Genomic DNA, 24,763 nt, shown 5'->3' with positions numbered 1-24,763 from the left:
TCGCCGCCTCTTCTCCCGCTTTGCGGACAACCATCGTCGCAATGCGGACAACAAAAAAATTTGCATCCTGCGCCAGTGAGACAACAATTAGCTTTGACGTTTTCACCCACGCGACGGCAGTGCGCCGGGCGCCCTACTCTCATTGTCAACGGAGGCGAACATGAGCCTGTATGCAACCCTGGAAGAAGCCATCGAGGCCGCACGCGAAGAGTTTATCGACACCGCCGAAGGCGGCGGCGATGACGAACCGCCGGTGCCGCAGCAGTTCAATCTGCAAAAGTACGTAATGCAGGATGGCGACACGATGTGGCAGGCCGAGTTCTTCGAGGAAGAAGGCGAAGCGGTGGAATGCCTGCCGCTGCGCAGCGGTGCGGCGGCGCAGGCGATCTTCGACGGTGACTACGACGAGGTGGAGATCACCGCCGAGTGGATAGATGAAAACACCCTGTACGAATGGGAAGAAGGCGACTTCCAGCTCGAGCCGCCGCTGGATACCGAAGAAGGCCAGGCCGCGGCCGATGAATGGGATGAACGTTAACCCGCACTACGCACTCATCGCCAAGGAGGCAGCATGAATATTCGCCGGGCTCGCCCCACCGACTACCCCGCCATTTTGCAGCTGCAGGGGGAAAACGTGCCGGAAGCGCTCGACGAGCGCCAAAAACGGCAGGGATTTATCGTATCGCGCATGAATGAGGCGCAGCTGGCGGCGATCAACCGCGGCATCGGCATACTCGTGGCTGAACAGGAAAACCAACTGGCGGGCTTTGTTTGCCTGATGCCCGCCGACGTGCAACCGCGCCCGCCGGTGGTGGACGCGATGCTGGCGACGCTCGCCACGCAATCCTTCGCCGGACGCGCGCTGAATGAACTGCGGGTGTTTCTCTACGGCCCGGTCTGCCTCGCCGCCGCCTGGCGCGGCAAAGGCGTGCTGAAGCGCCTTTACGCCGCGGTCAAAGCGCATACCAGCCATGACTACGACGTGGGCGCGCTGTTTATCGACGACGACAATCCGCATTCGTTGGCCGCTCACGTGCAAGGGCTGGGCATGACGGCGCTGGCGCCTTTCCATTGCGGGCAGAAAGGCTATCAGCTGGTGGTGTTCGCCACCCGCTGAGCGGGTTTATTCATAGGGGCCGTGCTGCGCATCGAACGGCAGCATAAAGGTGTCCACCACCATCGACAGCGGCACGTCTATCACCGTGACGTAACGCCAGGGCGTATCGCGCAGATCCCACTGCACGCCGGGATAGTACTGGTGGCCATGCCCCGCGCCAGGCATGGTGCGGCTGATAATGCTGCCGCAACCGGTCAGGGCCATCACACCGGCCGCCACGCAGGCCAGCCGAAGGTAGGAAGAGAGATTCACGACATTGACTCTGAGCAAGGGGGTTGTTTCGCGAGTGAACAACGCATCGGCCGCAGTCTACCACAGTTCCCTTTCTCCGCCGGCACCGGCGCACGTAAGCAAAAGGTAAAAAAAACGGGGAATGCGCCATGCGCATTCCCCGTCTGGGCGTTGCCGTTCAGCGATTAACGCCGGCCCGTTGGGTGCGCCAGCGGGTTGTGCGGCAACTGCTGATAGTGCTCACGCCAGGCGGCGCCTTCCGGCAACAGCCAGACGCGCTGGTGCAAACGAGACAGCGTGACCGGATCGCTCAGCAGTTCCAGACGTTTGCCCTTCGCCAGCTTCTCCGGCCCCAGCTGCAGCGCTTCGTTCACCCGCTCCTCGCGGTTGCGATCGAGCGTCGCGCGCAGATGGTGACGCGCCGTCGCCAACGCCGTCGCCAGCGCGTTGAAGGACGGGTTGACCACCGCATGCATAAAGCCGTTGGTCAGCGCGCGATTGCGGTTGAGATGCAGGTATTCTTCCGTCGCCAACAGCTCACGCGGCGGGTTGTACTCTTCCGGGATCAGGAACAGCTTGGCGCGTTTGCTCTTCATGCCCAGCGTCGCGCGGCTCGACAGCACCGACACGAACGGCGACAGGATCAGCGAGAACACGATCGGCGCCAACCACCACAGGAAGCGCAGATCCAGCCACGCCATGCCGCCGGCCCACACCAGGCCCAGCAACATCTGCGAGCCATGGCGGCGGAAGGCTTCGCCCCACGGCGTATCGTCGTCGTCACGCTGCGGCGAATTCCACACCACTTCCCAACCGAGGAAGGCGCTCACTACGAACACGGTATGGAACAGCATGCGCACCGGTGCCAGCAGCACCGAGAACAGCATTTCCATCAGCATCGAAATGAACAGACGGAACGCCCCGCCGTACTCTTTCGCGCCCTTGGCCCAGATCAGCACGATGCTGAGCAGCTTCGGCAGGAACAACAGCACCAGCGTGGTGGAGAACAGCGCTATCGCCAGCTCGGGCCGCCACTGCGGCCAGACCGGGAACAGCTGCCGCGGCTGCAGGAAGTATTGCGGTTCCATCAGGGTGTGCACCACCTGCAACGCGGTGGAGAGCGCCAGGAACATGAACCACAGCGGCGCCGACAGGTAGGACATCACGCCGGTGAGGAACACCGCGCGGTGCACCGGGTGCATGCCCTTCACCAGGAACAGGCGGAAGTTCATCAGGTTGCCGTGGCACCAGCGACGGTCGCGTTTCAGCTCGTCCAGCAGGTTTGGCGGCAGCTCTTCGTAACTGCCCGGCAGATCGTAAGCGATCCACACGCCCCAGCCGGCGCGGCGCATCAGCGCCGCTTCAACGAAGTCATGCGACAAGATTGAACCGGCGAAGGAACCCTCGCCCGGCAGCGGCGCCAGCGCACAGTGCTCGATAAACGGCTTCACGCGGATGATGGCGTTATGGCCCCAGTAGTGCGACTCGCCCAGCTGCCAGAAATGCAGGCCGGCGGTGAACAGCGGCCCGTAAACGCGGGTAGCGAACTGCTGCACGCGCGCATACAGGGTATCCATGCCGGACGCCTTCGGCGCGGACTGGATGATGCCGGCGTTCGGGTTGGCTTCCATCAGACGCACCAGCCCGGTGAGGCATTCGCCGCTCATCACGCTGTCGGCGTCCAGGATCACCATGTAGCTATACTCACCGCCCCAACGACGGCAGAAGTCGTCGATGTTGCCGCTCTTGCGTTTGACGCGGCGGCGGCGACGGCGATAGAAGATGCGGCCGTGGCCGTCGACATCGCGGCACAGCTCCATCCACGCCTTTTGCTCCGCCACGCAGATGTCCGGATCGTAGCTGTCGCTCAGCACGTAGATATCGAAGTGTTCCAGCTGACCGGTGGCGGCGACGGACTCATAGGTCGCACGCAGGCCGGCGAACACGCGTTCGACGTCTTCGTTGCAGATCGGCATGATCAGCGCGGTGCGGTGCGCCGGATTGATCGGCTCATCGCCCTTGATGGTGGAGGAAATGCTGTATTTGTCCTTGCCGATCAGCAGCTGCAGGAAGCCCATCAGCGCGGTCCAGAAACCGGCCGAGACCCAGCAGAACAGTACGGCGAACAGGATGAGAATGCCGGTTTGCAGCACATATGGCAGCAGTTGCAGCACCGACTGCATCAGATCCTGATCCAGCATGGCGATAGGATCGATCAGCGCCCAGCCCTGATAAGGCAAGATGGTTTTCATGTACCAGGTGGCGATGCCGGTTTGCACCAGCATCAGCACCAGCAGCACATAACGGCGCATGGAGCCGACGGTACGCCAGCGGTTCTCGGCCTCGGCCTCCTCTTTGGTGGCGTGCCGGTTGTGCGGCGAACGCCCCAGCAGAGAATCCCAGAAGCGCGCCACCGGGTTGGTGCGCCAGGCTTCCGGGAACATGGTGGTTCGTTTGATCGGCGGCGTCGCCTTCAGAATGGCGCGCCCTTCGGCGTCGGTATCGAAGTCGTCATCGCTGACCGCATCCGGCCAGGCGTTTTCGATGCGCGGTTTGACCGAGGCCAGCGCCACGTCATCCGCCGACAGGCTGTTGACGTTGGCGTCGGCGGCGCCCATCTGCCGATGGAGCGCCTCCAGTGCCTGAGCGTCATCCGCCGTTTGAGGGTTGAGCGCCTCCGACCGCTCGGCGGTCAGAGGCAGCGCCGCAAGATAATCCTGGGCGGGTTGAGTAGGCTTATTCATTGGCAGGTAGCTGATAGCTCCAGGTTTCCGACAGAGTCTTATCGCCATTGACCAGCGCCGCGCGCATTTCTACCGGCTTCTTGTCGTCTTTCACTTTCAGACGCACCGTCAGGCGCCAGCCTTTGGTCACTGGGTTATAGCGGACGTTGTTTTCTACCATTTCACCGTTGTCGCCGATGCTGATCTGAGAAGCGACCGGGGTGTTGGCGTCCAGCCCTTTCAGCACCGGGCCAACGAAGTCGACCAGGAAGGCCACGCTGCCGTCTGGCTCGCGAATCAGGTTGGACTGCTTCACGTCACCGGTCGAACGCATGGTGCGGGCCACATAGGCGATGTCCTGCGAATGCAGTTTGTCTTCATCGCGGGTGAAGTTCAGGCGGTAGCTCAGCGTCAGCGGCTTTTTGGCTTCCGGCAGCGTATCCGGCGTCCAGAACGCGACGATGTTGTCGTTGGTTTCATCCGCCGTCGGGATCTCCACCAGCTCAACCTTGCCTTTGCCCCAGTCGCCCTTCGGTTCGATCCAGGCGCTCGGGCGCAGATCGTAACGATCGTCCAGATCTTCATATTCTTTGAAGTTGCGGCCGCGCTGCAGCAGACCGAAGCCTTTCGGATTCTCGACGGTATAGGTGCTGACGGATAGGTGTTTAGGATTGTTCAGCGGGCGCCAGATCCACTCGCCGTTGCCGGCATGGATAGACAGGCCGTTGGAGTCGTGCAACGCCGGACGATAGTTCAACGTCGGCGACGGCTGGTTCGGCCCGAACAGGAACATGCTGGTCAGCGGCGCCAGGCCCAGTTTGCCCACCTTGTCGCGCAGGAACACTTTGGACTCGACGTCCACGGTGGTGTCGCGGCCCGGGATCACCGTGAAACGGTAAGCGCCGGTGGCGCGCGGGGAATCCAGCAGCGCATAGATCACCAGGTGCTTGTCGCCCTGCTTCGGACGCTCAACCCAGAATTCGCGGAAACGCGGGAACTCTTCGCCGGACGGCAAAGCGGTATCGATGGCCAGGCCGCGAGCGGAAAGCCCGTAAACCTGCCCTTTACCCACCACGCGGAAATAGCTCGCGCCAAGCAGGCTCATGATCTCATCGTTTTTGTCGGCGCTGTTGACCGGGTAGAGCACCTTAAAGCCGGCAAAACCGAGATTTTTCACCGATTCAGGGTCGTGTTTGACCGAACCGAAGTTGAAGTAATCCGGGCTGTACTTGATCTGTTTTACGCTGGTGGAGGTGACTTCGTTGATTTTCACCGGCGTGTCGAAGTACATCCCCTGATGATAAAACTCAAGCTTGAAAGGGGTTTTCAGCTTGCTCCAATAGGCTTTATCGTGATTGAACTGAATCTGCTGATAGTCTGCGAACTTCATCTCGCGGAACTGAGAAGGAAGGTTGCTCTTCGGGGCTTCGAAACCTTTCGCCGCCAGATCCTGCGCCTGCTTGGCCACATCATCAATAGAAAAGGCCCATGCCGGCGAACTGAACAGCGTGAACAATACGGTAGCACCTAACCAACGAACGCTCGCGGCGCGTGGTTGTCCGGATAATATATTAACTAGCACATCCCCCCCTATTCGTGTGCTCAAATCATTTAAATCCATATTAATGGATTACTCAGCTTTCCGACAACATGATAAATGGATGGTTCATGTTTACGGCTCATTGTTTAAGCAGCTGATGGAACACCAGCGTAGCAAGCCGCGCAACAAGACGCTATGGAAAAATGCGGGGGGCTATAGTAGGGTTCCGGATAACAATTTAACGTTTGACGACTTATTAAGCGTGTTAATGAACTCTCGATTAAATCACCAGCGGTAATCTATGACTAAAGGCAGCAAACAGCGCGAGTTTTTTCTCGACTCCATCAGAGCCTATTTGATGTTGCTCGGCATCCCGTTTCACCTCTCACTGATCTATTCCAGCCACGCCTGGGCGGTGAACAGCCCGTCGCCCTCTTTCTCGCTCACGGTGCTGAACGACTTCATCCACGCCTTCCGCATGCAGGTGTTCTTCGTGATCTCCGGCTACTTCTCCTACATGCTTTACGAGCGCTACGAGCGCCACCAGTGGCTGAAGGTCCGGCTGGAGCGGGTGGCGATCCCGCTGTTGAGTTCCATCCCGCTAATCACGGTGCCGCAGTTTTTCATGCTGAAATATTTCACCGATAAATTAAACGGCTGGGATGAGTTTTCTCTCTATCAGAAAATAAATGTAACAGTTTGGGAATTGGTGTCTCATCTTTGGTTCTTATTGACCCTGTCATTGTTAACCTGCGCCTGCTTTTATCTGTTCCGCACCATCAAGCGTCAACCCCGTGAACATATTCCTGCGTTAATAAACAGAATGCGTGGATTAGGAAACATCTCACTGTATTTCTTTATTTATGCGATATGCTATTCGGCCGCGCACCGCATTATTTTAATTTTTGCACCGCAGCTATTATCCAACGGCCTGTTCAATTTCGTGGTGATGGAGACGATGTTCTACCTGCCGTTCTTCATCCTCGGCGCTTATGCGTTTAAGTATGTGTGGCTTAAGGAGATTTTTCTGCGCCGCTCACCGCTGGCGCTGCTCGGTTCGCTGCTGCTGTTTATCGCATATATGCTGAACCAAAAGTTGCTGGCGCACAGCAGCTATATGTTCGAGCTGGAAGTGGTGATCAAAACCCTAATGGGGATCCTGATGACCAACGTGGCGTTCTCTTTCGGGCATAACCTGCTGAATTATCACTCGCCGCGCATCACCTATCTGGTCAACGCCTCGCTGTTTATATATCTGGTGCACCATCCGTTGACCCTGATATATGGCGCTTTCGTGACGCCTTATATCGGCAACAACCTGTTGGGATTCTTGCTGGGCCTGCTGTTTGTGTTCTCGCTGGCCTTCGCGTTATATGAACTGCACAAACGCGTTCCGCTGCTGCGCTTCCTGTTCTCCGGCAAGCCGCGTTAGGCTTCCCACCCCATTTCTGGGTGATGATTTTTCATCCAGAAATTAACCTCATCAATGATAATACGCCTCACTACCTCGGCGCGGCGGTAGCTGCCCTGAGCATTTTCCTAATATTATTCCTAATCCCCGGGATACATTGCAAAACGGCAACTGCCTGTTACGCTCATATTCATACTTATAAATCAGTTGCGTTACTTCTGGGCTAGGTACACATATGAGAGAAGCATGGGTCGATTATGCCAAGGGAATCGGCATCATTCTCGTGGTTTTTGGCCACGTCAATCGGGGTCTATACAGCGCGGGCATTCAGCTTTCCGGTTCATCCTATCTACTGACGGACAGCATTATCTACAGTTTTCATATGCCGCTGTTTTTCTTCCTTTCCGGTCTGTTTTTTACGCAATCCTTGGATAAAAAGGGAAAAACCAGCTTTGTGATCAGCAAGATAGACACCATCGTTTATCCCTATGTCGTCTGGTCGCTACTGCAAGGCATGGTGGAAGTACTGTTGTCGCGCTATACCAATAACCCTTCCAGCCTGGGCGATGTCCTGTCGCTGTTTACGCATCCGCGCGCGCAGTTTTGGTTCCTGTACGCCTTGTTCATGGTCTTTGTTTTGGCCACCTTGCTGTACAGCAAAGAAAAATACCGTTATCTCCTGCCAGTATTGATCGTTATCAGCGCGGGGCTGTATCTCTACCAAGACAGCCTAACCAAAGCCTTCCATTTTGATTACATTACCCGATTCTTGATCTTCTTCCTGCTTGGCGCTTTTGCCATTCGCTACGCTTCCCTCATCGCCAATCTGGGTTTCGGTTCGCTGCTGGCCTCCTTGATCGCGTTCATCGCGCTGCAGTGGGGATTCCACGGCTATTCTGGCTTGCTGTATACCGATACCGGAAGTTTCTCCCTGTTACTGGCGGTTGAAGCCATCTTCTTGATCGTCAGCCTGTCGGTTCTGCTGGCCAAGACGAATCTTTCCTGGCTGAGACGACTCGGCGAATTGAGCATGGTCATCTATTTGATGCATATCCTCGCGGCCAGCGGCTTACGCATCATACTGACCAAATTTATGCATATCGACCATTGGCCAACACAAGCGATCGCCGGCACGCTATTCGGGCTGATCGCCCCTGTTATCGCCTATGCGCTGATACAGCGTCTGCACCTTACTTTTCTCTTGGATCGTCCTCGCTTCAATAACCGTCTACGAAAAGAAAAAATCTCCTGAGGGCGGTTCCGCCGCCTTCACATTTTCCTCCCGACGCTATACTTGATGGCGCAACCTCGCGGTTGCGCCATCTCTCTTGCCATGCAGAGCACACATTGCTCAGCCTGACGTCGCCCGTTAGGGCAAAGTGATACGGCTGCATAGATAACCTAGCCGTTATAACTGCAATGCATAAGTAGAAATCCGGATCCCTGCCTTACGGTAGTGATTGGGCTCAACCCCCCGAAGGGCTGCGCGATCGTTTAATTCATTCGATGGCGTTAGCTGCATCTCCCTTCCGTCACGACAGAGAGGATTTTGAATGACCGACAAGAACACCCCGGCTCAGGAAGCCATAGCGGAAAACGCCACCCTGCTGAAGATCCTCGGCAGGTTGCTGTCCGCGCTGGACGCTTCGATCAGCGGCAAAGAACGCAGCATTCTGGTCGCTGAGCTCTCCAACTTCAATCTCGACGGCATTTCCGAAGCGGAAAGCAAGCTGGCCTCCGAGCTGATCAAACGGGCGCTGGAATCGCTCGATCATTAATCCTACCGCGCCTGCAAACCATTAAGCCTGCCTGCGCGGGCTTAATGGTTTTTCCCCCAGCCACGATCGAACATTGTTGCCGAAGCAGAAATACAGCAGCCTGATAATGTTGGATAAAAGGCAGGAATCTCCCTCTTCTCCTCACTTTCTTTGTTTAATCACACCAAAGGGCAATAATTGATCGGTTGTTTTCGCAATCAGCCTTGGCGTTTTACCCACTAAACACGTTATCATCGACACACTCGCAGTGCCCCCTATCCCCCAGCCTCAGGAGAGCGATATTTTGGATGCCAGCACCATTAACAGTTTGTTCGTCATCGGTGCCGTGCTGGTGGGGGCAAGCATTCTGCTCAGCTCATTTTCTTCCCGGCTCGGCATTCCGATCCTGGTGATCTTTCTGGCGATCGGCATGTTGGCCGGCGTCGATGGCCCCGGCGGCATCGTCTTCAGCAATTACCCCGTCGCTTATCTGGTCAGCAACCTCGCGTTGGCGGTGATCCTGCTCGACGGCGGTATGCGTACCCGGGTCAGCTCTTTCCGCGTCGCCCTGTGGCCGGCGCTGTCTCTCGCCACCATCGGCGTGGTGATCACCGCCGGTCTGACCGGCATGGCCGCCGCCTGGCTGTTCAATCTCGATCTGCTGCAGGGGCTGCTGATCGGCGCCATTATCGGTTCCACCGACGCCGCCGCGGTATTCTCCCTCTTGGGGGGCAAAGGTTTGAACGAACGCGTCAGCGCCACGCTGGAGATCGAATCCGGCAGCAACGATCCGATGGCGGTGTTTCTCACCATCACGCTGATTGCGATGATCGCCGCCGGGGAAACCGCGCTGAGCTGGGCCTTCCCGCTGCATCTGATGCAGCAGTTCGGTATGGGCATCGTCTTCGGTCTGGGCGGTGGCTGGCTGCTGCTGACGCTGATCAACCACATCAAACTGGCGGACGGCCTCTATCCGCTGCTGGCGGTGAGCGGCGGCATTCTTATTTTTGCGCTGACCACCGCGCTGGACGGCAGCGGCATTCTGGCGGTGTATCTGTGCGGCCTGCTGCTGGGCAACCGGCCGATCCGCAACCGGCACGGCATCGTACAAACCTTCGACGGCCTGGCGTGGCTCAGCCAGATCGGCATGTTCCTGGTGCTTGGCCTGCTGCTCAACCCGCACGAGCTGCTGCCGATCGCCATCCCTGCCCTGCTGCTGTCGCTGTGGATGATCCTGTTCGCCCGTCCGCTGTCGGTGTTTATCGGCCTGCTGCCGTTCCGCAGCTTTACCCTGCGCGAGCGCGGTTTTATTTCCTGGGTCGGCCTGCGCGGCGCGGTGCCGGTGATCCTGGCGGTGTTCCCGATGATGGCCGGGCTGCCCAACGCCCAGCTGTTTTTCAACGTGGCGTTCTTCGTGGTGCTGGTCTCCCTGCTGCTGCAAGGCACCACGCTGTCGTTTGCCGCCAAAAAAGCCAAGGTGATCGTGCCGCCGGCGCTGACGCCGATCTCCCGCGTTGGGCTGGACGTGCACCCGGAGAACCAGTGGGAACAGTTCGTGTATCAGCTTTCGGCGGAAAACTGGTGCGTCGGCGCGGCGCTGCGAGAGCTGAAGATGCCACCCAATACCCGCATCGCCGCCCTGTTCCGCGGCAAAGAACTGCTGCACCCAAGCGGCAGTACCCGCCTGCGGGAGAACGATATTCTGTGCGTTATCGGCCATGAGCACGACCTGCCCATCCTCGGCAAACTGTTCAGCCAGGCGCCGGCCGTGACGCTCGACGAGCGCTTCTTCGGCGACTTTATCCTGCAGTCGGATGCCCGTTTAAGCGACATCTCGCAGCTTTATGGCCTCAATCTGCAAGACGACGTGGACGAGCAGCAGACGCTGGGCCAGTTCGTCATTCAGTTGATCGGCGGCGAACCGGTGATCGGCGACCAGGTGGAATGGGACGGCCTGACCTGGACCATCGCCGAAATGGACGGCAATCAAGTCAGCAAGATAGGCGTGCGTATCGTAACCGACTGACGCTGCCGCACCGGCTGCGTTATCAGACGAGGGAACTTCTGGCCTTAAGAACGTTCTTAATCACTATCATGATGCATGAAATAGGGCGTCGCTGAATTATATCCCTTTGATATAAAAACTTAGCAGCGGCGTCCACAGGGATTAAGGACGTGAACGGCAAGACTCGATTTCTTTCGGTAATGATGCTTATGGCGCTGGGCGTAGCGGCGCTCGATCTCAGCATCGCCGGTTTGGTCCATAGACTTTTAATTGGATAATTTCAACGTGACGCAGCAGGAACAAGAAAAAGACATTCTGGGGAAAATACTGGTGACGGTGTCCGCGCTTTGCCTGATTCTGGTGGCGACGTTGCTAATCTGGGGATTCGTGCTGGATTGACACGCCACGACGCTCAGACATAAAAAAAACCGCCGCGGCGGTTTTTTTTATGGGGCAGGCGATCAGATCTTGCAACCTTCGCAGTCCGCTTCGTCTTCGAGGAACTCAGGGACCTCTTTTACCTTCTGCGCCGCTTTTTCTTCGGCTTTCGCCAGTTCGGCATCGATATCAAAATCGAAAATATCATCACTCATCGCTTGATCCTCATTCTGCTTCGCGTTCAAACGCTGAGTATAATCGACAAGCCGCCGGCCGAAAACCTTTCAGTTTGCCGCCGCCAGCTGCGGCTGCTCATCCTGCGGCTTTTTTCCATACGCCATGTCGTACACGTCGTAGAAGTCGATTTCGCCCTTGTTGCCGATGATCACGCGCATCTTCTGTTTCAGCGCGGCGCCGATGGACGGCTCCTCCAGCAGTTGCTGCACCGCATAGGGCGACAGCGCGCGGGTAAAGTACCACTCGCCGTTGTAGCAAACCCGCAGATCGAGCACCCCGATGTCCTCGAAGCGGTATACCGGCCGGATCTCGATCAGCAGCATGGCGAACATGAACAGCACAAAAGCGGTGAAGCCCAGGAAAGCATATATCCCCATGTACGGCACCTGGTACATCACGGCGATCACCGCGAAATAACCGGCGAACATGGCAAGGCACAGATAGCGGTGAGTGCGAGCGAATTCACTGTTGAAGCGCGGCTTGCCGTCACGCCCTTCGCGCCGATTGATCTGTTCAATCTCTTTAACCAAGATGCTTTTAATCGCGTCCATCGTTACAACCTTATGCTGGAAACAGCATTGCCATCAAATCTCACCGCTAAAAGTAACACAAGTACAGTTTCGCCAGGTAGATCAGTTAGCCAACTTAATGACAGCAACTGTTATAGTTCGGCTTCAGCGCGGTTGGGCGGCCTTGCCTTGCGCAAACATGAACATGCGCTGGGCCACATCGTCGGCCTGTTTGATTTTCTGCTTTTGCGGTTCGTTGCTGCGTTGAATGGCGCGGGCGTAGGCGATTTCATGGGCCTGATCGATCATCGCGATGATCCGATCGCGTTCGGTCTTCTCCATATTGCCCAACATGGTGGTGATAATCGCCTGATAAGCGTTGGACGCGGCGCTCAGCGCTTTCTCTCTCGCCTCGAGGGCGGCGACGCGCTGCAAGAGTTCCTGCAGTTGCTCGGAGTGAGACATATCGACCTCCTGTTGCCGGGCAGCAAGCCTGCCTGATTACAGTTTAGCAAAGGATCGAAAGAGAAAGAGGAAGGAAAGCCAGCGGTTACGGTAAAGCACACCCGAAAATCCCAACGAGGAGCCGATAGTGCAAATCAACCCGGGTGCGCTTTACGGTAAGCGCGGTGAGATGAAGGGAAGAAAGCTGGCGCGCTATGCAGGACTCGAACCCGCGTCTATCAATTTTCAAGCCAAAACAAGCCATTATAAAACCAATCACTCTGCCAACTGAGTTAATAGCGCGTTCCTTCGCTTCGGGGCGCCATTATCCATAACAACATTATGGACTCAAGCTTTTTTAGCATAATGCGCTGAATTTACAGATAAGTCTTAGGCTATCGCCAGCGTTATGGCATTACGGCAGCTCAATAATCCGATAATCGCCGGCCATGAGCGGCTTGCACAAAATCTTGTAGCCATCGCTGTCAAAATGGCTGGCCGCACTCTGCAGCCGCTGCGCCTGCGCCAGGCTGCTGACCGAGCCCAGATAAAACCAATTGTGAATCACATGGTACTGACGCAGCGTCTCGCCCTGTTCTTCCAACGCCACGCGCCCGGCGAATGGCCAACAGGCGATGCGCAGCTGTTCAAGCGCCGCACCGAGCCGCCGCGCATGTTCCTGCGCCGACTCCACGCCGCAGCAGGCGCCGGCGCACTTGCGCAGGCTGTAGCGGAAGCAGGCTCGCCCCGCGGGCAGCTTGTCGATCCCCAGCTTGCCATAACATAAACGATGCTCGTCGGCGATGGCGCGCAATTTTTCCAGCGCGGCATGGCGATTGGCAAACAGCCCGTAGAGGTGGGGAGTGACGGCGAAATCGATCTCTTTGGCGTGGGCAATCGTCACCGTATCCGCCTGCAGACGCAGCGCACACAGCTGTTTCGAGCGCCGCAGGCGTTTGTTGAACAACGGTTGTTGCTGCTTGATCAACTGCGCCTCCAGCAGCAATGCGCCCAACTCGCCGGCGGTCTCGATAAAGCTGATGCGCCGGGTTTGGCGCAGCATTTTCGCCTCGTCCTGCGCGCGAAAATGCGCCATCACCCGGCTGCGTACGTTGACGCTTTTACCGATGTAAAGCGGCAGGCTTTCGCTCTCGCCGTGGAACAGATAGACGCCCGGCCCCTTGGGCAACGGCGCCAGGCAGGCGCGCAGGTGCTCCGGATATTGGTAAATGTCGAGTTCCGGCTCGAGGCGGTTTGGCATCATGGCGGCGGCGTTATCCTGCTGATGAATGAATACTGGTTTTTTACCCAGTATAACGCGCCACGCAGCCGGTTGCACCCCGAAGGATAATAACTCGCCGTGATCTTTAGCGGGAAAGCCTTTACTATCCCCTTTCCAGCGGGAAAGCGCCTCACGTTTAGCGCCAGTTCAAGCTGGCGCTGCCATGATGGCAGACTGGAACCGCCGCTTTTATCGTTATGGAAAACCTGGGCATGACTTCACTGAAACTCACACCCCGTCGTCTGACGTTGATCGCCGTCATCATTTTCATCTGCGTCGCCATCGCGCTGGCCCTCTATTGGCAACGCCCGCCGCAGCAGGATTACGTTACCGCAACGGCCCGCCTGGGCGATATCGAGAACGCCGTGCTGGCCACCGGGCGACTGGATGCCGTCGAACGCGTTAACGTCGGTGCGCGGGTCTCCGGTGAAGTGAAATCGCTGAAGGTCAAACTGGGCGATCGCGTCACCAAAGGGCAACCGATCGCCGACATCGACGATCTGCAACAGCGCAACGATCTGCGCAACGCCGAGGCGGCGCTGAACGTAGTCAAAGCCAATATGTTAGCCAAACAGGCTTTGCTGAAACAGGCAGAGTCGCGTTTTAAACGCCAGCGCCGCATGCTGAACGACGAAGCCAGTTCGCGGGAAGACTTCGAGACCGCCGAAGCCACGCTCGCCACCACTCGCGCCGATCTGCAGGCACTCAATGCGCAGTTGGTGCAATCGCAGATCGAAGTCGAGAAGAAAAAAATCGATCTGGGCTATACCCGCGTGGTCGCGCCGATGGACGGCATCGTCATCGCCGTGGTTACGCAGCAGGGGCAAACGGTCAACTCCAGCCAAAGCGCGCCGACCATCGTCAAGCTGGCGCGGCTGGATACGATGACCATCAAGGCGCAGATCTCCGAAGCCGACATCACCCGCATTTCACCGGGGCAAAAGGCGTACTTCACTATTTTTTCCGATCCGGATAAACGCTACGACGCCACGCTGCGCACCATCGAACTGGCACCGGAATCGGTAATGAAAGACGACTCGCTCGCCGGCACCAGCTCCGCTTCGGGCTCCGGCACCTCGAACGCGTCGGTCTATTACAACGCACTGCTGGACGTGCCCAACCCGGAAAACCGCCTGCGCATCGCCATGACCGCGCAGGTGTCCTTGCTGCTCGGCGAAGCGAAGAACACCCTGCTGGTGCCGATCCAGGCAGTGCATAAAATCGATGGCAAAGAGCAGCAGGTGCAGGTGCTGACTCAGGATCAGCGGCTGGAAACGCGCAAAGTGACCACCGGCATCACCAACAACGTCGACATTCAGATCCTCAGCGGCCTGAAAGCCGGTGAAACCGTGGTGCTGTCGCAGCCCGCCGCCAAGCCGGCTGAGGATGGCATCTTCCTGTGAACGCGATCATCGAGCTAAAAGGCATCAGCCGAACCTACACCAACGGCGGCCAGGCGCTGACGGTGTTGAAAGACATCGATTTGACCATCGCCGCTGGCGAACTGGTGGCGATCATCGGCGCCTCCGGTTCCGGCAAATCGACGCTGATGAACATCATGGGCTGCCTCGATGTGCCGGATCGCGGCGACTATTACATCAGCGGCCAGAACGCCGCCCACCTGTCGCCGGACGAACTGGCCCGCCTGCGCCGCGAGCATATCGGCTTTATCTTCCAGCGTTACCACCTGATGCCCGATCTCAGCGCGCTGGGCAACGTCGAAATTCCGGCCATCTACGCCAACGCCCGGCGCGATCAGCGGCGGCAGCGAGCGGCGCAACTGCTGGCGCGGTTGGGCCTGGAGGGGCGCGAAGACCACAAGCCCGGCCAGCTTTCCGGCGGCCAGCAGCAGCGCGTCAGCATCGCGCGCTCGCTGATCAACGGCGGCGAAATTATCCTGGCGGACGAACCGACCGGCGCGCTGGACACCCAATCCGGCCAGGAAGTGCTGGCGATCCTCAGCGAGCTGAACCAACGCGGCCACACCGTGGTGATCGTCACCCACGATATGAAAGTGGCGCAACATGCGCAGCGCGTCATCGAACTACAAGACGGCAAAATCATCGCTGACAGCGGCCGCCAATCGGCACCCGCCGTCGCGCTACCGCCGCCGAACCGCAGCCGGCAAAGCGGCTGGCAAAGTCTTATCGACCGCACCCGCGAGTCGCTGCACATGGCGCTGAAGGCGATGAACGCCCACCGCCTGCGCACCGCGTTGACCATGACCGGCATTATCTTCGGCATCGCCGCCGTGGTCACGGTCGTCGCGCTGGGCGAAGGCGCCAAACAGCGCACGCTGGAGAATATCAAGGGGCTCGGCACCAACGTGGTGAGCATCTATCCGGGGCGTGACTTCTTCGACGACGCCATCGACAGCATCCGCACCCTGGTGCCGGCCGATGCCGACGCGCTGGCGCAGCAAAGCTTCGTCGATAGCGTCAGCCCGGAAGTCAGCGCGTCCGACAGCATCCGTTTTCGCAGCAAATCCGCCACCGCGTCAATCACCGGCGTCGGCCGCGACTATTTCCGCGTCAACGGCATCACGCTGGTGCAAGGCGCCACCTTCCGCGACGATCGCAACGCGCTGCAGGAAGTGATCATCGACGACAATGCGCGCCAGGCGCTGTTCGGCGATTTCAGCCTCGAGCCGCTCGGCCAGATCGTGTTTCTCGGCTCGGTGCCGGCGCGGGTGGTCGGCGTCGCCAAAAGCGAACGCAGCTACGCGCCCAACCGCATCAGCGTCTGGATGCCCTACAGCACGGTGATGTACCGTATGGTCGGCAAAACCACGCTCAGCGGCATCACCGTGCGCTTGAAGGATGACGTCGCCAGCGAAGCCGCCGTCAGCGCCATTACGCAGTTGCTGACCCAGCGCCATGGCGTCAAGGATTTCATGACATTCAACCGCGATCAGTTCCGTAAATCGATCGAGCGCACCTCGATGACGCTCAGTTTGCTGATCCTGATGGTGGCCTCGATCTCGCTGGTGATCGGCAGTCTGGGCGTGATGAACATCATGCTGGTCTCGGTAACCGAGCGCACCCACGAGATCGGCGTGCGCATGGCGGTCGGCGCAAGGCGCGGTGACATCATGCAACAGTTCATGATCGAGGCGGTGCTGGTCTGTTTGATCGGCGGCGCATTGGGCATCGCACTGTCGTTCGCCGCCGGTTCGCTGTTCACCTCGCTGGCGGGCGGCATGTTCACCGCCATTTATTCCTGGCAAGCCGCCGCGACGGCGTTTTTCTGTTCAACCTTAATCGGCATGATCTTCGGTTATCTCCCCGCCCGCAAAGCGGCAAGGATGGATCCGGTCGTTTCATTGGCCAGCGAGTAACCCATGAAAATTTTCTCTCCCCTGGCGTTAAGCCTCGCCGCCCTGCTCACCGCCGGCTGCGGCAATGCCCTGAAAAGCGACTACCGGGCGCCACAGGTCAACTATCCGACGAGCTGGCAGCACGCCGCCGACAACGCCGCGCCGACGCCGTTCGACTGGCGCGATTTCCACGATCCCGAGCTCGATCGCTGGCTGCAACAGGTGATGGCCAGCAACAACGATCTGGCCGTCGCCGTGCTGCGCGTCTACCGTGCGCGGCTCGAGGCGGAACGCGTCGGCATCAGCACCGCCCCCGACGTCAACGCCTCGTTGAACAGCGGCATCAATCGCCCGCTGTCCGAGTCCTCCGCCTGGAATAAAACCAGCGGCGCGACGCTCTCTACGAGCTATGAAGTCGACCTTTGGGGCAAACTGGCGCGCCAGCGCGATGCCGCCGAGTGGGCCAGCCAGGCTTCCGAGCAGGATCTGCAGACGGCGCGCCTGACGCTGCTGGCCAACGCCGCCACGAATTACTGGCGCATCGGCTTCCTCAATCAGCAGATCGGCGTCAGCCAGGCGAGCATCGCCTACGCCAAACAGACGCTGCGGCTGGCCAACGCCCGCTATCGGGCCGGCAGCATCTCGGCGCTGGACGTGGTGAACGCGGAACAAAACGTGCTGACGCAGGAAAGCCGGCTGCTGGCGTTGCAACACGAGCGTCAACAGGCGCTGAATGAACAGGCGGTGCTGCTGGGCGCGCCTACAGGCCAGGCCACTATCGCGCCCGCACGCCTGCCGACGACGGCGATGCCGCAGATCAACACCGGCATTCCCGCCAGCGTCTTGAGCCGGCGCCCGGATCTCAGCGCCAAAGAGCTGCGGTTGCGCGCCGCCCTGGCCAACGTCGACGAGAAACGCCTGCAGTACTATCCCGCGTTCAGCCTGACCGGCTCGCTAGGCGCCAGCAGCAGCGCGCTGCTGGAGTTCCTGCGCAACCCGACGGGCAGCCTCGGTGCCGGCCTGACGCTGCCGTTCCTGCAGTGGCGGCAAATGGGCGTAGAAATAAAGATCGCCCGTAACGACTACGAACAACAGGTGCTGGAATTCAGGCAGGCGCTGTACAAGGCGATGGGCGATGTGAATAACGCCCTGTCGCTGCGCGCACAGCTGCGGGCGCAAGAGACGCAGCTGCAGGCCTCGCTGGCATTGGCGCGCAAATCGGAGCGGCTGAACGAGGTGCGTTACCGGCAGGGCGCCGTCACCATTACCGACTGGCTAAATGCTCAGGAGCAGCGCCGTCAGGCGGAACTGGCGGTGGACGAGAACCGCTTCGCGCAGTACCAGAACCTGGCGAAAATCTATCTGGAATTCGGCGGTTCGTCGGTACCCTAAACCAAACAGCCTGGCCATCCTCCGGCCAGGTGATTTTTTAGCGGTAAACACATCAATTTTTCCTGTTTTATCTCCCGTACTCTCTATACTTCAAACATTCCTAATCAGACGAAAAACCGTCAAATTGCACAATTATTAGACCATTCTCGCACCAAATCGGTGCAAACACTTAAGTTAAACTGCTGGATTTGATCGGCGCAAGATATAACGTTAAGCTATAGATGCAAAATAATTAGTCACCTAAATGACATAACCTTGGCATAAACGGCCGTATTTTGTGATCCACATCCCAACTTAAATGTGGATAATGAATCGTCTTGAACCGCGATTCGATTAGCCGATTTGATAACACGAAAACAACAGTGAACGGAGATTACGCTTTCACGAACAACGAATAATTCATTAAGGGATGATTATATGAAGTTAAGAAAAAAACGACATAAACCGATGCACATTAACGACATCACCATCATCGATGACAGCAAACTCAAGAAGGCGATCACCGCGGCGGCCCTGGGCAACGCGATGGAGTGGTTCGACTTCGGCGTATACGGCTTTGTCGCCTATGCGCTTGGCCAGGTCTTCTTCCCCGGCGCCTCTCCCGGCGTGCAAATGATCGCCGCGCTGGCGACCTTCTCCGTGCCCTTCCTGGTGCGTCCGCTCGGCGGCCTGTTCTTCGGCGCCATGGGCGACAAGTTCGGTCGCCAGAAAGTGCTCTCGATCACCATTATCATTATGGCGGTCAGCACCTTCTGTATCGGCCTGATCCCGTCCTATGCGTCGATCGGCATCTGGGCGCCGATCCTGCTGCTGCTGGCCAAACTGGCGCAGGGCTTCTCCGTCGGCGGTGAATATTCCGGTGCGGCGATCTTCGTCGCCGAATACTCGCCGGATCGCAAACGCGGTTTTATGGGTAGCTGGTTAGACTTCGGCTCCATCGCCGGCTTTGTGATGGGTGCAGGCGTGGTGGTGCTGATCTCCAGCATCGTCGGCGAAGCCAACTTCCTCGACTGGGGCTGGCGTATCCCGTTCTTCATCGCCGCACCGCTGGGCCTGATCGGTCTCTATCTGCGCCATGCGCTGGAAGAAACCCCGGCGTTCCAGCAGCACGTGGACAAGATGGAAAAAGATGACCGCAACGCCATCGAAAATCCGCCGAAAACCTCGTTCAAAGAGATCGCGGCCAAACACTGGAAAAGTTTGCTGGTGTGCGTCGGTATCGTCATCTCCACCAACGTGACCTATTACATGCTGCTGACCTACATGCCGAGCTACCTGTCGCATAACCTGCACTACTCGGAAGATCACGGCGTTCTGATCATCATCGCCATCATGATCGGCATGCTGTTCGTACAGCCGGTGATCGGCCTGACCAGCGACCGCATCGGCCGTAAGCCGTTCATTATCGGCGGCAGCATCGGCCTGTTGGCGCTGGCGATCCCGTGCTTCATTCTGATCAACAGCAACGTGATTGGCCTGATCTTCGTCGGTCTGCTGGTGCTGGCGGTGCTGCTCAACTCCTTCACCGGGGTGATGGCCTCGATTCTGCCGGCGATGTTCCCGACGCACATCCGTTACAGCGCGCTGGCGATTTCGTTCAACATTTCGGTGCTGATCGCCGGTGCGACGCCGACCGCCGCCGCTTGGCTGGTCGAAGCGACCGGCAACCTGTACATGCCGGCCTACTACCTGATGGTGGTGGCGGTGATCGGTCTTATCACCGGTCTGTACATGAAAGAAACCGCCAACAAGCCGCTGCGCGGCGCGACGCCGGCCGCCTCTGACCGCTCCGAGGCAAAAGAGCTACTGCAGGAGACCTACGACAACATCGAACAGAAAGTCGAGGACATCAACGCGCAGATCGCCGAATTGGAAAAGAAAAAGCAGATCCTGATCGACCAGCATCCCAAGCTGGATTGATCGGCGCGAAAACACAAAAGCCACCCGTTTGGGTGGCTTTTGTACTTTGATTTCAAACGGAATAATGCGCAGCGCATTTTATGGCAAGCGGGATTGGTGGCACGCTTTGCCGCACACCTTTATTAATGAAGAACATAATCATGAGCACGATGGACCTTTCCATCATCATCGGCATCCTGGTTATGCTCGCCCTGTGGCTTGGCGCACTCTTCAACATCGGTGAGATCACCTTGAGCATTTCACGTCTGTTCCACTGGATTGAAAGCCAACGCGGCTAACCCCATGCCGACGGCGGAAAACATCGGCTATGATTGAAAGACCTTACCGCCACTTTCCGAGACTGTCGCTCGCGATAAAGAGGATCGCATCATGACCGACTATGCGTTCTACAATCAGATCCTGACCCGGCTGGCCGCCAATCACCCCGGCACGCTGGATGAAAAAACCTACGAACTGTGGAAACAAGACGCCACCAGCCCACACGCCTTCGCCGATCCCTTCGCCTATCTCAAAACCAAGGGCCTGATACAGGCCTATGTGATGAGCGACATCGACGAGAACAACTATGATATCGACCCGCATCAAACGCGGATCACCGCCGCCGGTCTCGAGTTCATTCGCAACGGCGGTTTCAAATAAGGGGGATACCCGCCAACAAAAAACCGCCAGACGGCGGTTTTTTTACTCTAAAAGCGGGCGAACCGGCTCAGGCGGGGAAAGGCCGGTAAAAAATGCGCAGCACTTCGTTGTCGCCCTGGCGTAAAAAACCGCCTTCCGGCTGCCAGCGCAGATCGCGCGCCAGATTGAGATTTTCCCAGCCGACCGCGCCCCCCACGCCGATGCAAAGATTTTTATTGCCCGCGGCAAAGCCTGCACCGGTGCCGATCATGGCATGCAGCAAACGGGGCGCCGTCGCGTCACGCAGGGAAAATATGCCGATAAAACATCCCTGCGGCGCGCGCAACATATCGGCCATGGTGCGGATCTCGGTATCGTCAGGGCTAACGAAATGTTTGTATTGCTTATCGAATACCGTCTGCCACAGCTGCTTGTATTTCGCCTTGCTAAGCGCGCCTGAACGGTGGGCGCACAGCACCACCGCATCCCAGCACATCTCCCCGCTCAGCGAAAGATACTCTTCCGTATCGGCTTGCGGCTTGTCGGCGTAATGCCGCGCAAATTCAGCCGCATTCAAATGCGGCGGCACGGCCTGTTTGGCAACGTCACTCTTGTAGCGTTTGAAATTCAACCAATGCATGGGAAGTATCCTCTTCATCCGCTAGATTTATGAAGCTGAAGCCGTGGACGAGACGAGCCATCAAATCCAGGGCGTCGTCGGCGATGGCCGTTTCGTCGTCATTCAACCCCTGTTCCACCGACCGCTCAATCGCGTTCATCACCGCCGGAGCGCTGGTTTCCTCCCCCTGCGCCACCACGTCTAATACGGCTTTGCCGATCGCCAGACAAAGCTCATGATCAAACTCAACCTCTTTATACGGCTGCATAATCACTCCGATAAATTTTTACCCAAGAATACTAGACCACAATGGCGTATCGCGCCTGTCATCGTAGCGTAGCAATCTATGCAGCCGAAGAGAAATGCATCGGGCCCCGGGTTGATAGCCCGAAGCCCGATAACGAGCGAGTTATTGCGGTGCTTGTTCGGTGGGGCGAATGATAAAACAAGTGGCGGTTGCCGAAGCCAGCAGCTTCCCTCCTGCCGTTTTGAGCGTGCCTTCAGCGAAAGCGACGTTCTTCGCCGCATAGACCAGACGCCCCTCGGCGATCAGGTCACTCTCCTTCGGCACAGGGCGCAGCATTTTTACCTGCAGATCGACGGTGCCGTAACCTACGCCTGCGCCCAGCGTACTGTGCACCGCGCAACCAGTCACCGAGTCCAATACCGTGGCGGCAAAGCCGCCATGTACGCCACCCAGCGGATTCAGATGGCGCCCGTCTGCCCGCGCCACGATGCGGATATACCCTTCTTCCACCGCAACCGGCTTCATGGGCACGGTTTCAGCGATCGAGGCCGCTGGGATCTTGCCGGCCATTGCAGCCTGTAACAGCGCCAGCCCGGTCATTTTTGTCGGGTCCATGGTTTTCTCCTCGGATCAGTAAACCTTTCATATAGTAGAGGTCTGACCTGTTGACTTGCTTTTTCGTGCTGGTGGCTTCTTCCCCCTTGATTCACTGAGTGTGAGCACCATCACTCTTTAGCGTTAATAACCACAAATTTTTAGCGCCTTTAGATTTAAAACAACTTTCTGTTGTAACCGCCGCCGGAAACTGAACGCAGTTAAGTTCAACATTACTAAGGCGTATCTATCATGGATTTCTTTCTGCAATTAGCGGTTATATTGGCATGCCTGCTGTATGGGGCGCGCAAGGGCGGCATTGCGCTGGGGTTACTGGGCGGTATCGGGTTGATGATCCTGGTGTTCGGCTTTCACCTGCAGCCCGGCAAACCGCCGGTAGACGTGATGCTGGTGATCATCGCGGTGGTGGCGGCCTCCGCCACCCTGCAGGCCTCGGGCGGGCTGGACGTGATGCTGCAAATCGCCGAACGGATGCTGCGGCGCAACCCGCGCTACGTCTCGATCATCGCACCGTTCGTGACCTGCATTCTCACTATTCTGTGCGGCACCGGGCACGTGGTGTACACCATCTTGCCGATCATTTATGACGTGGCGATCAAAAATAACATCCGCCCGGAACGGCCGATGGCGGCCAGTTCGATCGGCGCGCAGATGGGCATTATCGCCAGCCCGGTTTCGGTAGCGGTCGTTTCACTGGTGGCGATGCTCAGCAGCTATACCTTCAATGGCCGCCATCTGGAATTCCTCGACCTGCTGTCGATCACCATTCCTTCCACCCTGTGCGGCATTCTGGCGATCGGCATCTTCAGCTGGTTCCGCGGCAAAGACCTGGACAAAGATCCGGAGTTCCAGAAATTCATCTCGGTGCCGGAGAACCATCGCTACGTCTATGGCGATGCCGCCACCTTGCTGGATCGGGTGCTGCCACGCAGCAACTGGATCGCCATGTGGATTTTCCTCGCTACCATCGCCCTGGTGGCGGTGCTGGGGGCATTTTCCGAGCTGCGGCCCAGCTTCGGCGGCAAGCCGCTCTCCATGGTCCTGGTGATCCAGATGTGCATGTTGATGGCCGGGGCGCTGATCGTCATCATCACCCGCACCAACCCGGCGTCTATCTCTAAAAACGAAGTGTTCCGCTCCGGCATGATCGCCATTGTGGCGGTGTATGGCGTCGCCTGGATGGCGGAAACCATGTTCGGCGCGCACCTGGCGCAGATCGAAGCCACGCTGGGCGTGCTGGTGAAAGAGTACCCCTGGGCCTATGCGCTGATCCTGCTGCTGGTGTCGAAATTCGTCAACTCGCAGGCCGCCGCGCTGGCGGCACTGGTGCCGGTGGCGCTGGCGATCGGCGTCAACCCGGCCTATATCGTCGCTTCGGCGCCGGCCTGCTACGGCTATTACATTCTGCCAACCTATCCCAGCGATCTGGCAGCGATCCAGTTCGACCGCTCCGGCACCACCCGCATCGGCCGCTTCGTGATCAACCACAGCTTTATTCTGCCCGGCCTGATCGGCGTTAGCGTCTCCTGCGTCTTCGGCTGGATCCTCGCTGCGGCGTTCGGTTTCTTATGATTGGTACTGCGGAGCCCTGCGGGGCTCCCTGCAAGCAGGATGACAATCCATGGGCATGTGGTATGACAAAAAAGGGAAGAATACAGGTGTAACGCGAATTTCAGGAACAAAAAAACCGCCTCTCGGCGGTCTACGACATTACTACTTATTGCTTTGATTATTCGGTATTTTTGTTCCCTGGTACCCGGGGCGGGACTTGAACCCGCACAGCCATAAGCCGAGGGATTTTAAATTCACCTTGTTAATTATATATATCAATAAGTTAACTTTTAAAATCCTAACATGGTAAAAATTCAGATCATTGAGTAACGCGGCCGCGCATAACCATTTTAGGAACAAACAAATGGATAGTTATGCACGGCGGACTATCAGATAACAGGCAGATCATCCCACTCGCACGAGCGCATGTCGTTCACGCAGTACATCACCACCCCAAACACCTGAATTCCTTCTTCCGAATCCTCGTTGCCGAGTTCAGTTTCACGGCCAGATCCATCGAGAAACTCGAGCGCGCGATACGGATAGAGGCGCAAGCGGCGCAACACATGCACGCCCTCCTCGGCGGCCACGATAATGCTACCGTGTACCGGCGTCGCCGACGAATCGACAACGAGCAAAGCGTCGGCATGAATACCGACCGCCAGCGCCTGACCGGCGGCGCGCAGCAGATATGTAGCGCTCGGTTTTGAGATGCAGATCTCGTCAAGGCTCAAGCGGCGCTCAACGTAGTCTGCTGCCGGGCTGGCAAATTTTGGCATCATTCCCATGGTGTTTACCTCACAACAAAATACTGTATACACATACAGTATAAGCATTCAGAGGAGAGATGT

25 protein-coding genes and 1 tRNA gene are annotated in these 24,763 nt (G+C 57.8%); 14 read left to right on the top strand and 12 right to left on the bottom strand.

Going from position 1 to position 24,763, the window contains the following annotated elements:
• Positions 1 to 160 precede the first annotated feature (160 nt).
• Together ACK3CV_RS10020 and ACK3CV_RS10015 are read left to right on the top strand one after the other, a co-directional pair.
• Positions 161 to 538 carry a MysB family protein gene (locus ACK3CV_RS10020; RefSeq protein ID WP_033638020.1) on the top strand — a complete coding sequence of 126 codons (378 nt, stop codon included), beginning with the start codon at positions 161 to 163 and terminating at the stop codon, positions 536 to 538.
• Between the two features lie 33 nt (positions 539 to 571).
• Positions 572 to 1,117 (top strand): GNAT family N-acetyltransferase, encoded by a 546-nt coding sequence (locus tag ACK3CV_RS10015; protein WP_033638019.1) that lies wholly within the window; start codon positions 572 to 574, stop codon positions 1,115 to 1,117.
• Positions 1,118 to 1,123: 6 nt separating this feature from the next.
• Here ACK3CV_RS10015 and ACK3CV_RS10010 read toward each other — a convergent pair whose 3' ends face one another.
• The 3 genes from ACK3CV_RS10010 to mdoG form a co-directional block, all read right to left on the bottom strand.
• Entirely contained in the window at positions 1,124 to 1,369 is a 246-nt protein-coding gene (locus ACK3CV_RS10010) for a YceK/YidQ family lipoprotein (protein ID WP_164039880.1), read from the bottom strand.
• 164 nt (positions 1,370 to 1,533) lie between these two features.
• Positions 1,534 to 4,092 carry a glucans biosynthesis glucosyltransferase MdoH gene (gene mdoH, locus ACK3CV_RS10005; RefSeq protein ID WP_164039878.1) on the bottom strand — a complete coding sequence of 853 codons (2,559 nt, stop codon included), beginning with the start codon at positions 4,090 to 4,092 and terminating at the stop codon, positions 1,534 to 1,536.
• Complete coding sequence (gene mdoG, locus ACK3CV_RS10000; RefSeq protein WP_170310366.1) at positions 4,085 to 5,653, bottom strand: glucans biosynthesis protein MdoG; 1,569 nt, start codon at positions 5,651 to 5,653, stop codon at positions 4,085 to 4,087. Before mdoG ends, mdoH begins: the two co-directional genes overlap by 8 nt.
• Positions 5,654 to 5,912: 259 nt before the next feature.
• Between mdoG and mdoC the strand changes: the two genes are divergently transcribed.
• The 5 genes from mdoC to ACK3CV_RS09975 all read left to right on the top strand — a co-directional run bounded on the left by mdoC (position 5,913) and on the right by ACK3CV_RS09975 (position 11,183).
• A complete protein-coding gene (mdoC, locus tag ACK3CV_RS09995; RefSeq protein WP_049213141.1) occupies positions 5,913 to 7,043 on the top strand; it encodes a glucans biosynthesis protein MdoC in 1,131 nt (376 codons plus the stop codon).
• 214 nt (positions 7,044 to 7,257) lie between these two features.
• The gene (locus ACK3CV_RS09990; protein ID WP_033638013.1) at positions 7,258 to 8,274 is read left to right on the top strand and encodes an acyltransferase family protein; all 1,017 of its coding nucleotides are present in this window, start codon (positions 7,258 to 7,260) and stop codon (positions 8,272 to 8,274) included.
• A 301-nt stretch (positions 8,275 to 8,575) separates the two neighbouring features.
• Complete coding sequence (locus ACK3CV_RS09985; protein WP_033638012.1) at positions 8,576 to 8,800, top strand: hypothetical protein; 225 nt, start codon at positions 8,576 to 8,578, stop codon at positions 8,798 to 8,800.
• Between the two features lie 283 nt (positions 8,801 to 9,083).
• The gene (locus tag ACK3CV_RS09980) at positions 9,084 to 10,805 is read left to right on the top strand and encodes a potassium/proton antiporter (protein ID WP_033638011.1); all 1,722 of its coding nucleotides are present in this window, start codon (positions 9,084 to 9,086) and stop codon (positions 10,803 to 10,805) included.
• Between the two features lie 249 nt (positions 10,806 to 11,054).
• Positions 11,055 to 11,183 (top strand): hypothetical protein, encoded by a 129-nt coding sequence (locus ACK3CV_RS09975; protein WP_033638010.1) that lies wholly within the window; start codon positions 11,055 to 11,057, stop codon positions 11,181 to 11,183.
• 62 nt (positions 11,184 to 11,245) lie between these two features.
• Here the strand turns inward: ACK3CV_RS09975 and ACK3CV_RS09970 are convergent, their stop codons facing one another.
• The 5 genes from ACK3CV_RS09970 to cho form a co-directional block, all read right to left on the bottom strand.
• Complete coding sequence (locus tag ACK3CV_RS09970; RefSeq protein ID WP_015377413.1) at positions 11,246 to 11,377, bottom strand: hypothetical protein; 132 nt, start codon at positions 11,375 to 11,377, stop codon at positions 11,246 to 11,248.
• A gap of 69 nt (positions 11,378 to 11,446) precedes the next feature.
• Complete coding sequence (locus tag ACK3CV_RS09965; protein ID WP_033638009.1) at positions 11,447 to 11,950, bottom strand: YlaC family protein; 504 nt, start codon at positions 11,948 to 11,950, stop codon at positions 11,447 to 11,449.
• Positions 11,951 to 12,073: 123 nt separating this feature from the next.
• Positions 12,074 to 12,373, bottom strand: a complete 300-nt coding sequence (locus ACK3CV_RS09960) for a sigma-S stabilization anti-adapter protein IraP (protein WP_016928230.1) — start codon at positions 12,371 to 12,373, stop codon at positions 12,074 to 12,076.
• 185 nt (positions 12,374 to 12,558) lie between these two features.
• Positions 12,559 to 12,655, bottom strand: a tRNA-OTHER gene (locus ACK3CV_RS09955).
• 112 nt (positions 12,656 to 12,767) lie between these two features.
• Positions 12,768 to 13,616 (bottom strand): excinuclease Cho, encoded by an 849-nt coding sequence (cho, locus tag ACK3CV_RS09950; protein ID WP_033638737.1) that lies wholly within the window; start codon positions 13,614 to 13,616, stop codon positions 12,768 to 12,770.
• Between the two features lie 230 nt (positions 13,617 to 13,846).
• On the opposite strand from cho, the gene etsA reads away from it, so the two are divergent.
• From etsA to ACK3CV_RS09920, 6 genes are all read left to right on the top strand, one after another.
• A complete protein-coding gene (gene etsA / locus ACK3CV_RS09945) occupies positions 13,847 to 15,037 on the top strand; it encodes a macrolide efflux RND transporter periplasmic adaptor subunit EtsA (RefSeq protein ID WP_489009851.1) in 1,191 nt (396 codons plus the stop codon).
• On the top strand, positions 15,034 to 16,971 hold the full coding sequence (locus ACK3CV_RS09940; RefSeq protein ID WP_164040555.1) for a MacB family efflux pump subunit: 1,938 nt from the start codon (positions 15,034 to 15,036) through the stop codon (positions 16,969 to 16,971). Before etsA ends, ACK3CV_RS09940 begins: the two co-directional genes overlap by 4 nt.
• Before the next feature lie 3 nt (positions 16,972 to 16,974).
• Positions 16,975 to 18,342 (top strand): macrolide efflux RND transporter outer membrane subunit EtsC, encoded by a 1,368-nt coding sequence (gene etsC, locus ACK3CV_RS09935; protein WP_164040553.1) that lies wholly within the window; start codon positions 16,975 to 16,977, stop codon positions 18,340 to 18,342.
• A 417-nt stretch (positions 18,343 to 18,759) separates the two neighbouring features.
• Positions 18,760 to 20,262 (top strand): glycine betaine/L-proline transporter ProP, encoded by a 1,503-nt coding sequence (gene proP, locus ACK3CV_RS09930; protein ID WP_033638006.1) that lies wholly within the window; start codon positions 18,760 to 18,762, stop codon positions 20,260 to 20,262.
• A gap of 140 nt (positions 20,263 to 20,402) precedes the next feature.
• Complete coding sequence (locus tag ACK3CV_RS09925) at positions 20,403 to 20,540, top strand: hypothetical protein (protein WP_164040551.1); 138 nt, start codon at positions 20,403 to 20,405, stop codon at positions 20,538 to 20,540.
• A 91-nt stretch (positions 20,541 to 20,631) separates the two neighbouring features.
• Positions 20,632 to 20,901, top strand: coding sequence for a hypothetical protein (locus ACK3CV_RS09920; protein WP_033646469.1), 270 nt, complete (start codon positions 20,632 to 20,634; stop codon positions 20,899 to 20,901).
• Positions 20,902 to 20,968: 67 nt separating this feature from the next.
• Here ACK3CV_RS09920 and ACK3CV_RS09915 read toward each other — a convergent pair whose 3' ends face one another.
• From ACK3CV_RS09915 to ACK3CV_RS09905, 3 genes are all read right to left on the bottom strand, one after another.
• Positions 20,969 to 21,520: a hypothetical protein gene (locus ACK3CV_RS09915; RefSeq protein ID WP_033638004.1), complete on the bottom strand. Its 552-nt coding sequence runs from the start codon at positions 21,518 to 21,520 to the stop codon at positions 20,969 to 20,971.
• Positions 21,486 to 21,767 (bottom strand): hypothetical protein, encoded by a 282-nt coding sequence (locus ACK3CV_RS09910; RefSeq protein ID WP_033638003.1) that lies wholly within the window; start codon positions 21,765 to 21,767, stop codon positions 21,486 to 21,488. The genes ACK3CV_RS09915 and ACK3CV_RS09910 overlap by 35 nt, the downstream gene beginning before the upstream one ends.
• A 141-nt stretch (positions 21,768 to 21,908) precedes the next feature.
• Positions 21,909 to 22,361 carry a PaaI family thioesterase gene (locus ACK3CV_RS09905; RefSeq protein ID WP_033638002.1) on the bottom strand — a complete coding sequence of 151 codons (453 nt, stop codon included), beginning with the start codon at positions 22,359 to 22,361 and terminating at the stop codon, positions 21,909 to 21,911.
• Between the two features lie 231 nt (positions 22,362 to 22,592).
• Between ACK3CV_RS09905 and ACK3CV_RS09900 the strand changes: the two genes are divergently transcribed.
• Positions 22,593 to 23,933 carry an anaerobic C4-dicarboxylate transporter gene (locus tag ACK3CV_RS09900; RefSeq protein WP_033646470.1) on the top strand — a complete coding sequence of 447 codons (1,341 nt, stop codon included), beginning with the start codon at positions 22,593 to 22,595 and terminating at the stop codon, positions 23,931 to 23,933.
• A 368-nt stretch (positions 23,934 to 24,301) separates the two neighbouring features.
• On the opposite strand, the gene ACK3CV_RS09895 is transcribed toward ACK3CV_RS09900, so the two are convergent.
• Entirely contained in the window at positions 24,302 to 24,700 is a 399-nt protein-coding gene (locus ACK3CV_RS09895; RefSeq protein ID WP_060431602.1) for a HumD family translesion DNA polymerase, read from the bottom strand.
• Between the last annotated feature and the right edge of the window lie 63 nt (positions 24,701 to 24,763).

The sequence above is a fragment of the Serratia sp. TSO36 genome (genome assembly GCF_057808395.1).
This window is presented reverse-complemented; position numbering and strand designations above follow the sequence as displayed.

Excerpts from the sequence above, each read along its gene's own strand:
- ACK3CV_RS10020 (WP_033638020.1), top strand. The coding sequence starts at position 161 with ATGAGCCTGTATGCAACCCTGGAAGAAGCCATCGAGGCCGCACGCGAA.
- ACK3CV_RS10015 (WP_033638019.1), top strand. The coding sequence starts at position 572 with ATGAATATTCGCCGGGCTCGCCCCACCGACTACCCCGCCATTTTGCAG.
- mdoH (WP_164039878.1), bottom strand. The coding sequence starts at position 4,092 with ATGAATAAGCCTACTCAACCCGCCCAGGATTATCTTGCGGCGCTGCCT.
- mdoC (WP_049213141.1), top strand. The coding sequence starts at position 5,913 with ATGACTAAAGGCAGCAAACAGCGCGAGTTTTTTCTCGACTCCATCAGA.
- ACK3CV_RS09990 (WP_033638013.1), top strand. The coding sequence starts at position 7,258 with ATGAGAGAAGCATGGGTCGATTATGCCAAGGGAATCGGCATCATTCTC.
- ACK3CV_RS09985 (WP_033638012.1), top strand. The coding sequence starts at position 8,576 with ATGACCGACAAGAACACCCCGGCTCAGGAAGCCATAGCGGAAAACGCC.
- ACK3CV_RS09970 (WP_015377413.1), bottom strand. The coding sequence starts at position 11,377 with ATGAGTGATGATATTTTCGATTTTGATATCGATGCCGAACTGGCGAAA.
- ACK3CV_RS09965 (WP_033638009.1), bottom strand. The coding sequence starts at position 11,950 with ATGGACGCGATTAAAAGCATCTTGGTTAAAGAGATTGAACAGATCAAT.
- ACK3CV_RS09960 (WP_016928230.1), bottom strand. The coding sequence starts at position 12,373 with ATGTCTCACTCCGAGCAACTGCAGGAACTCTTGCAGCGCGTCGCCGCC.
- cho (WP_033638737.1), bottom strand. The coding sequence starts at position 13,616 with ATGATGCCAAACCGCCTCGAGCCGGAACTCGACATTTACCAATATCCG.
- etsA (WP_489009851.1), top strand. The coding sequence starts at position 13,847 with ATGACTTCACTGAAACTCACACCCCGTCGTCTGACGTTGATCGCCGTC.
- etsC (WP_164040553.1), top strand. The coding sequence starts at position 16,975 with ATGAAAATTTTCTCTCCCCTGGCGTTAAGCCTCGCCGCCCTGCTCACC.
- proP (WP_033638006.1), top strand. The coding sequence starts at position 18,760 with ATGAAGTTAAGAAAAAAACGACATAAACCGATGCACATTAACGACATC.
- ACK3CV_RS09925 (WP_164040551.1), top strand. The coding sequence starts at position 20,403 with ATGAGCACGATGGACCTTTCCATCATCATCGGCATCCTGGTTATGCTC.
- ACK3CV_RS09920 (WP_033646469.1), top strand. The coding sequence starts at position 20,632 with ATGACCGACTATGCGTTCTACAATCAGATCCTGACCCGGCTGGCCGCC.
- ACK3CV_RS09915 (WP_033638004.1), bottom strand. The coding sequence starts at position 21,520 with ATGCATTGGTTGAATTTCAAACGCTACAAGAGTGACGTTGCCAAACAG.
- ACK3CV_RS09910 (WP_033638003.1), bottom strand. The coding sequence starts at position 21,767 with ATGCAGCCGTATAAAGAGGTTGAGTTTGATCATGAGCTTTGTCTGGCG.
- ACK3CV_RS09905 (WP_033638002.1), bottom strand. The coding sequence starts at position 22,361 with ATGGACCCGACAAAAATGACCGGGCTGGCGCTGTTACAGGCTGCAATG.
- ACK3CV_RS09900 (WP_033646470.1), top strand. The coding sequence starts at position 22,593 with ATGGATTTCTTTCTGCAATTAGCGGTTATATTGGCATGCCTGCTGTAT.
- ACK3CV_RS09895 (WP_060431602.1), bottom strand. The coding sequence starts at position 24,700 with ATGGGAATGATGCCAAAATTTGCCAGCCCGGCAGCAGACTACGTTGAG.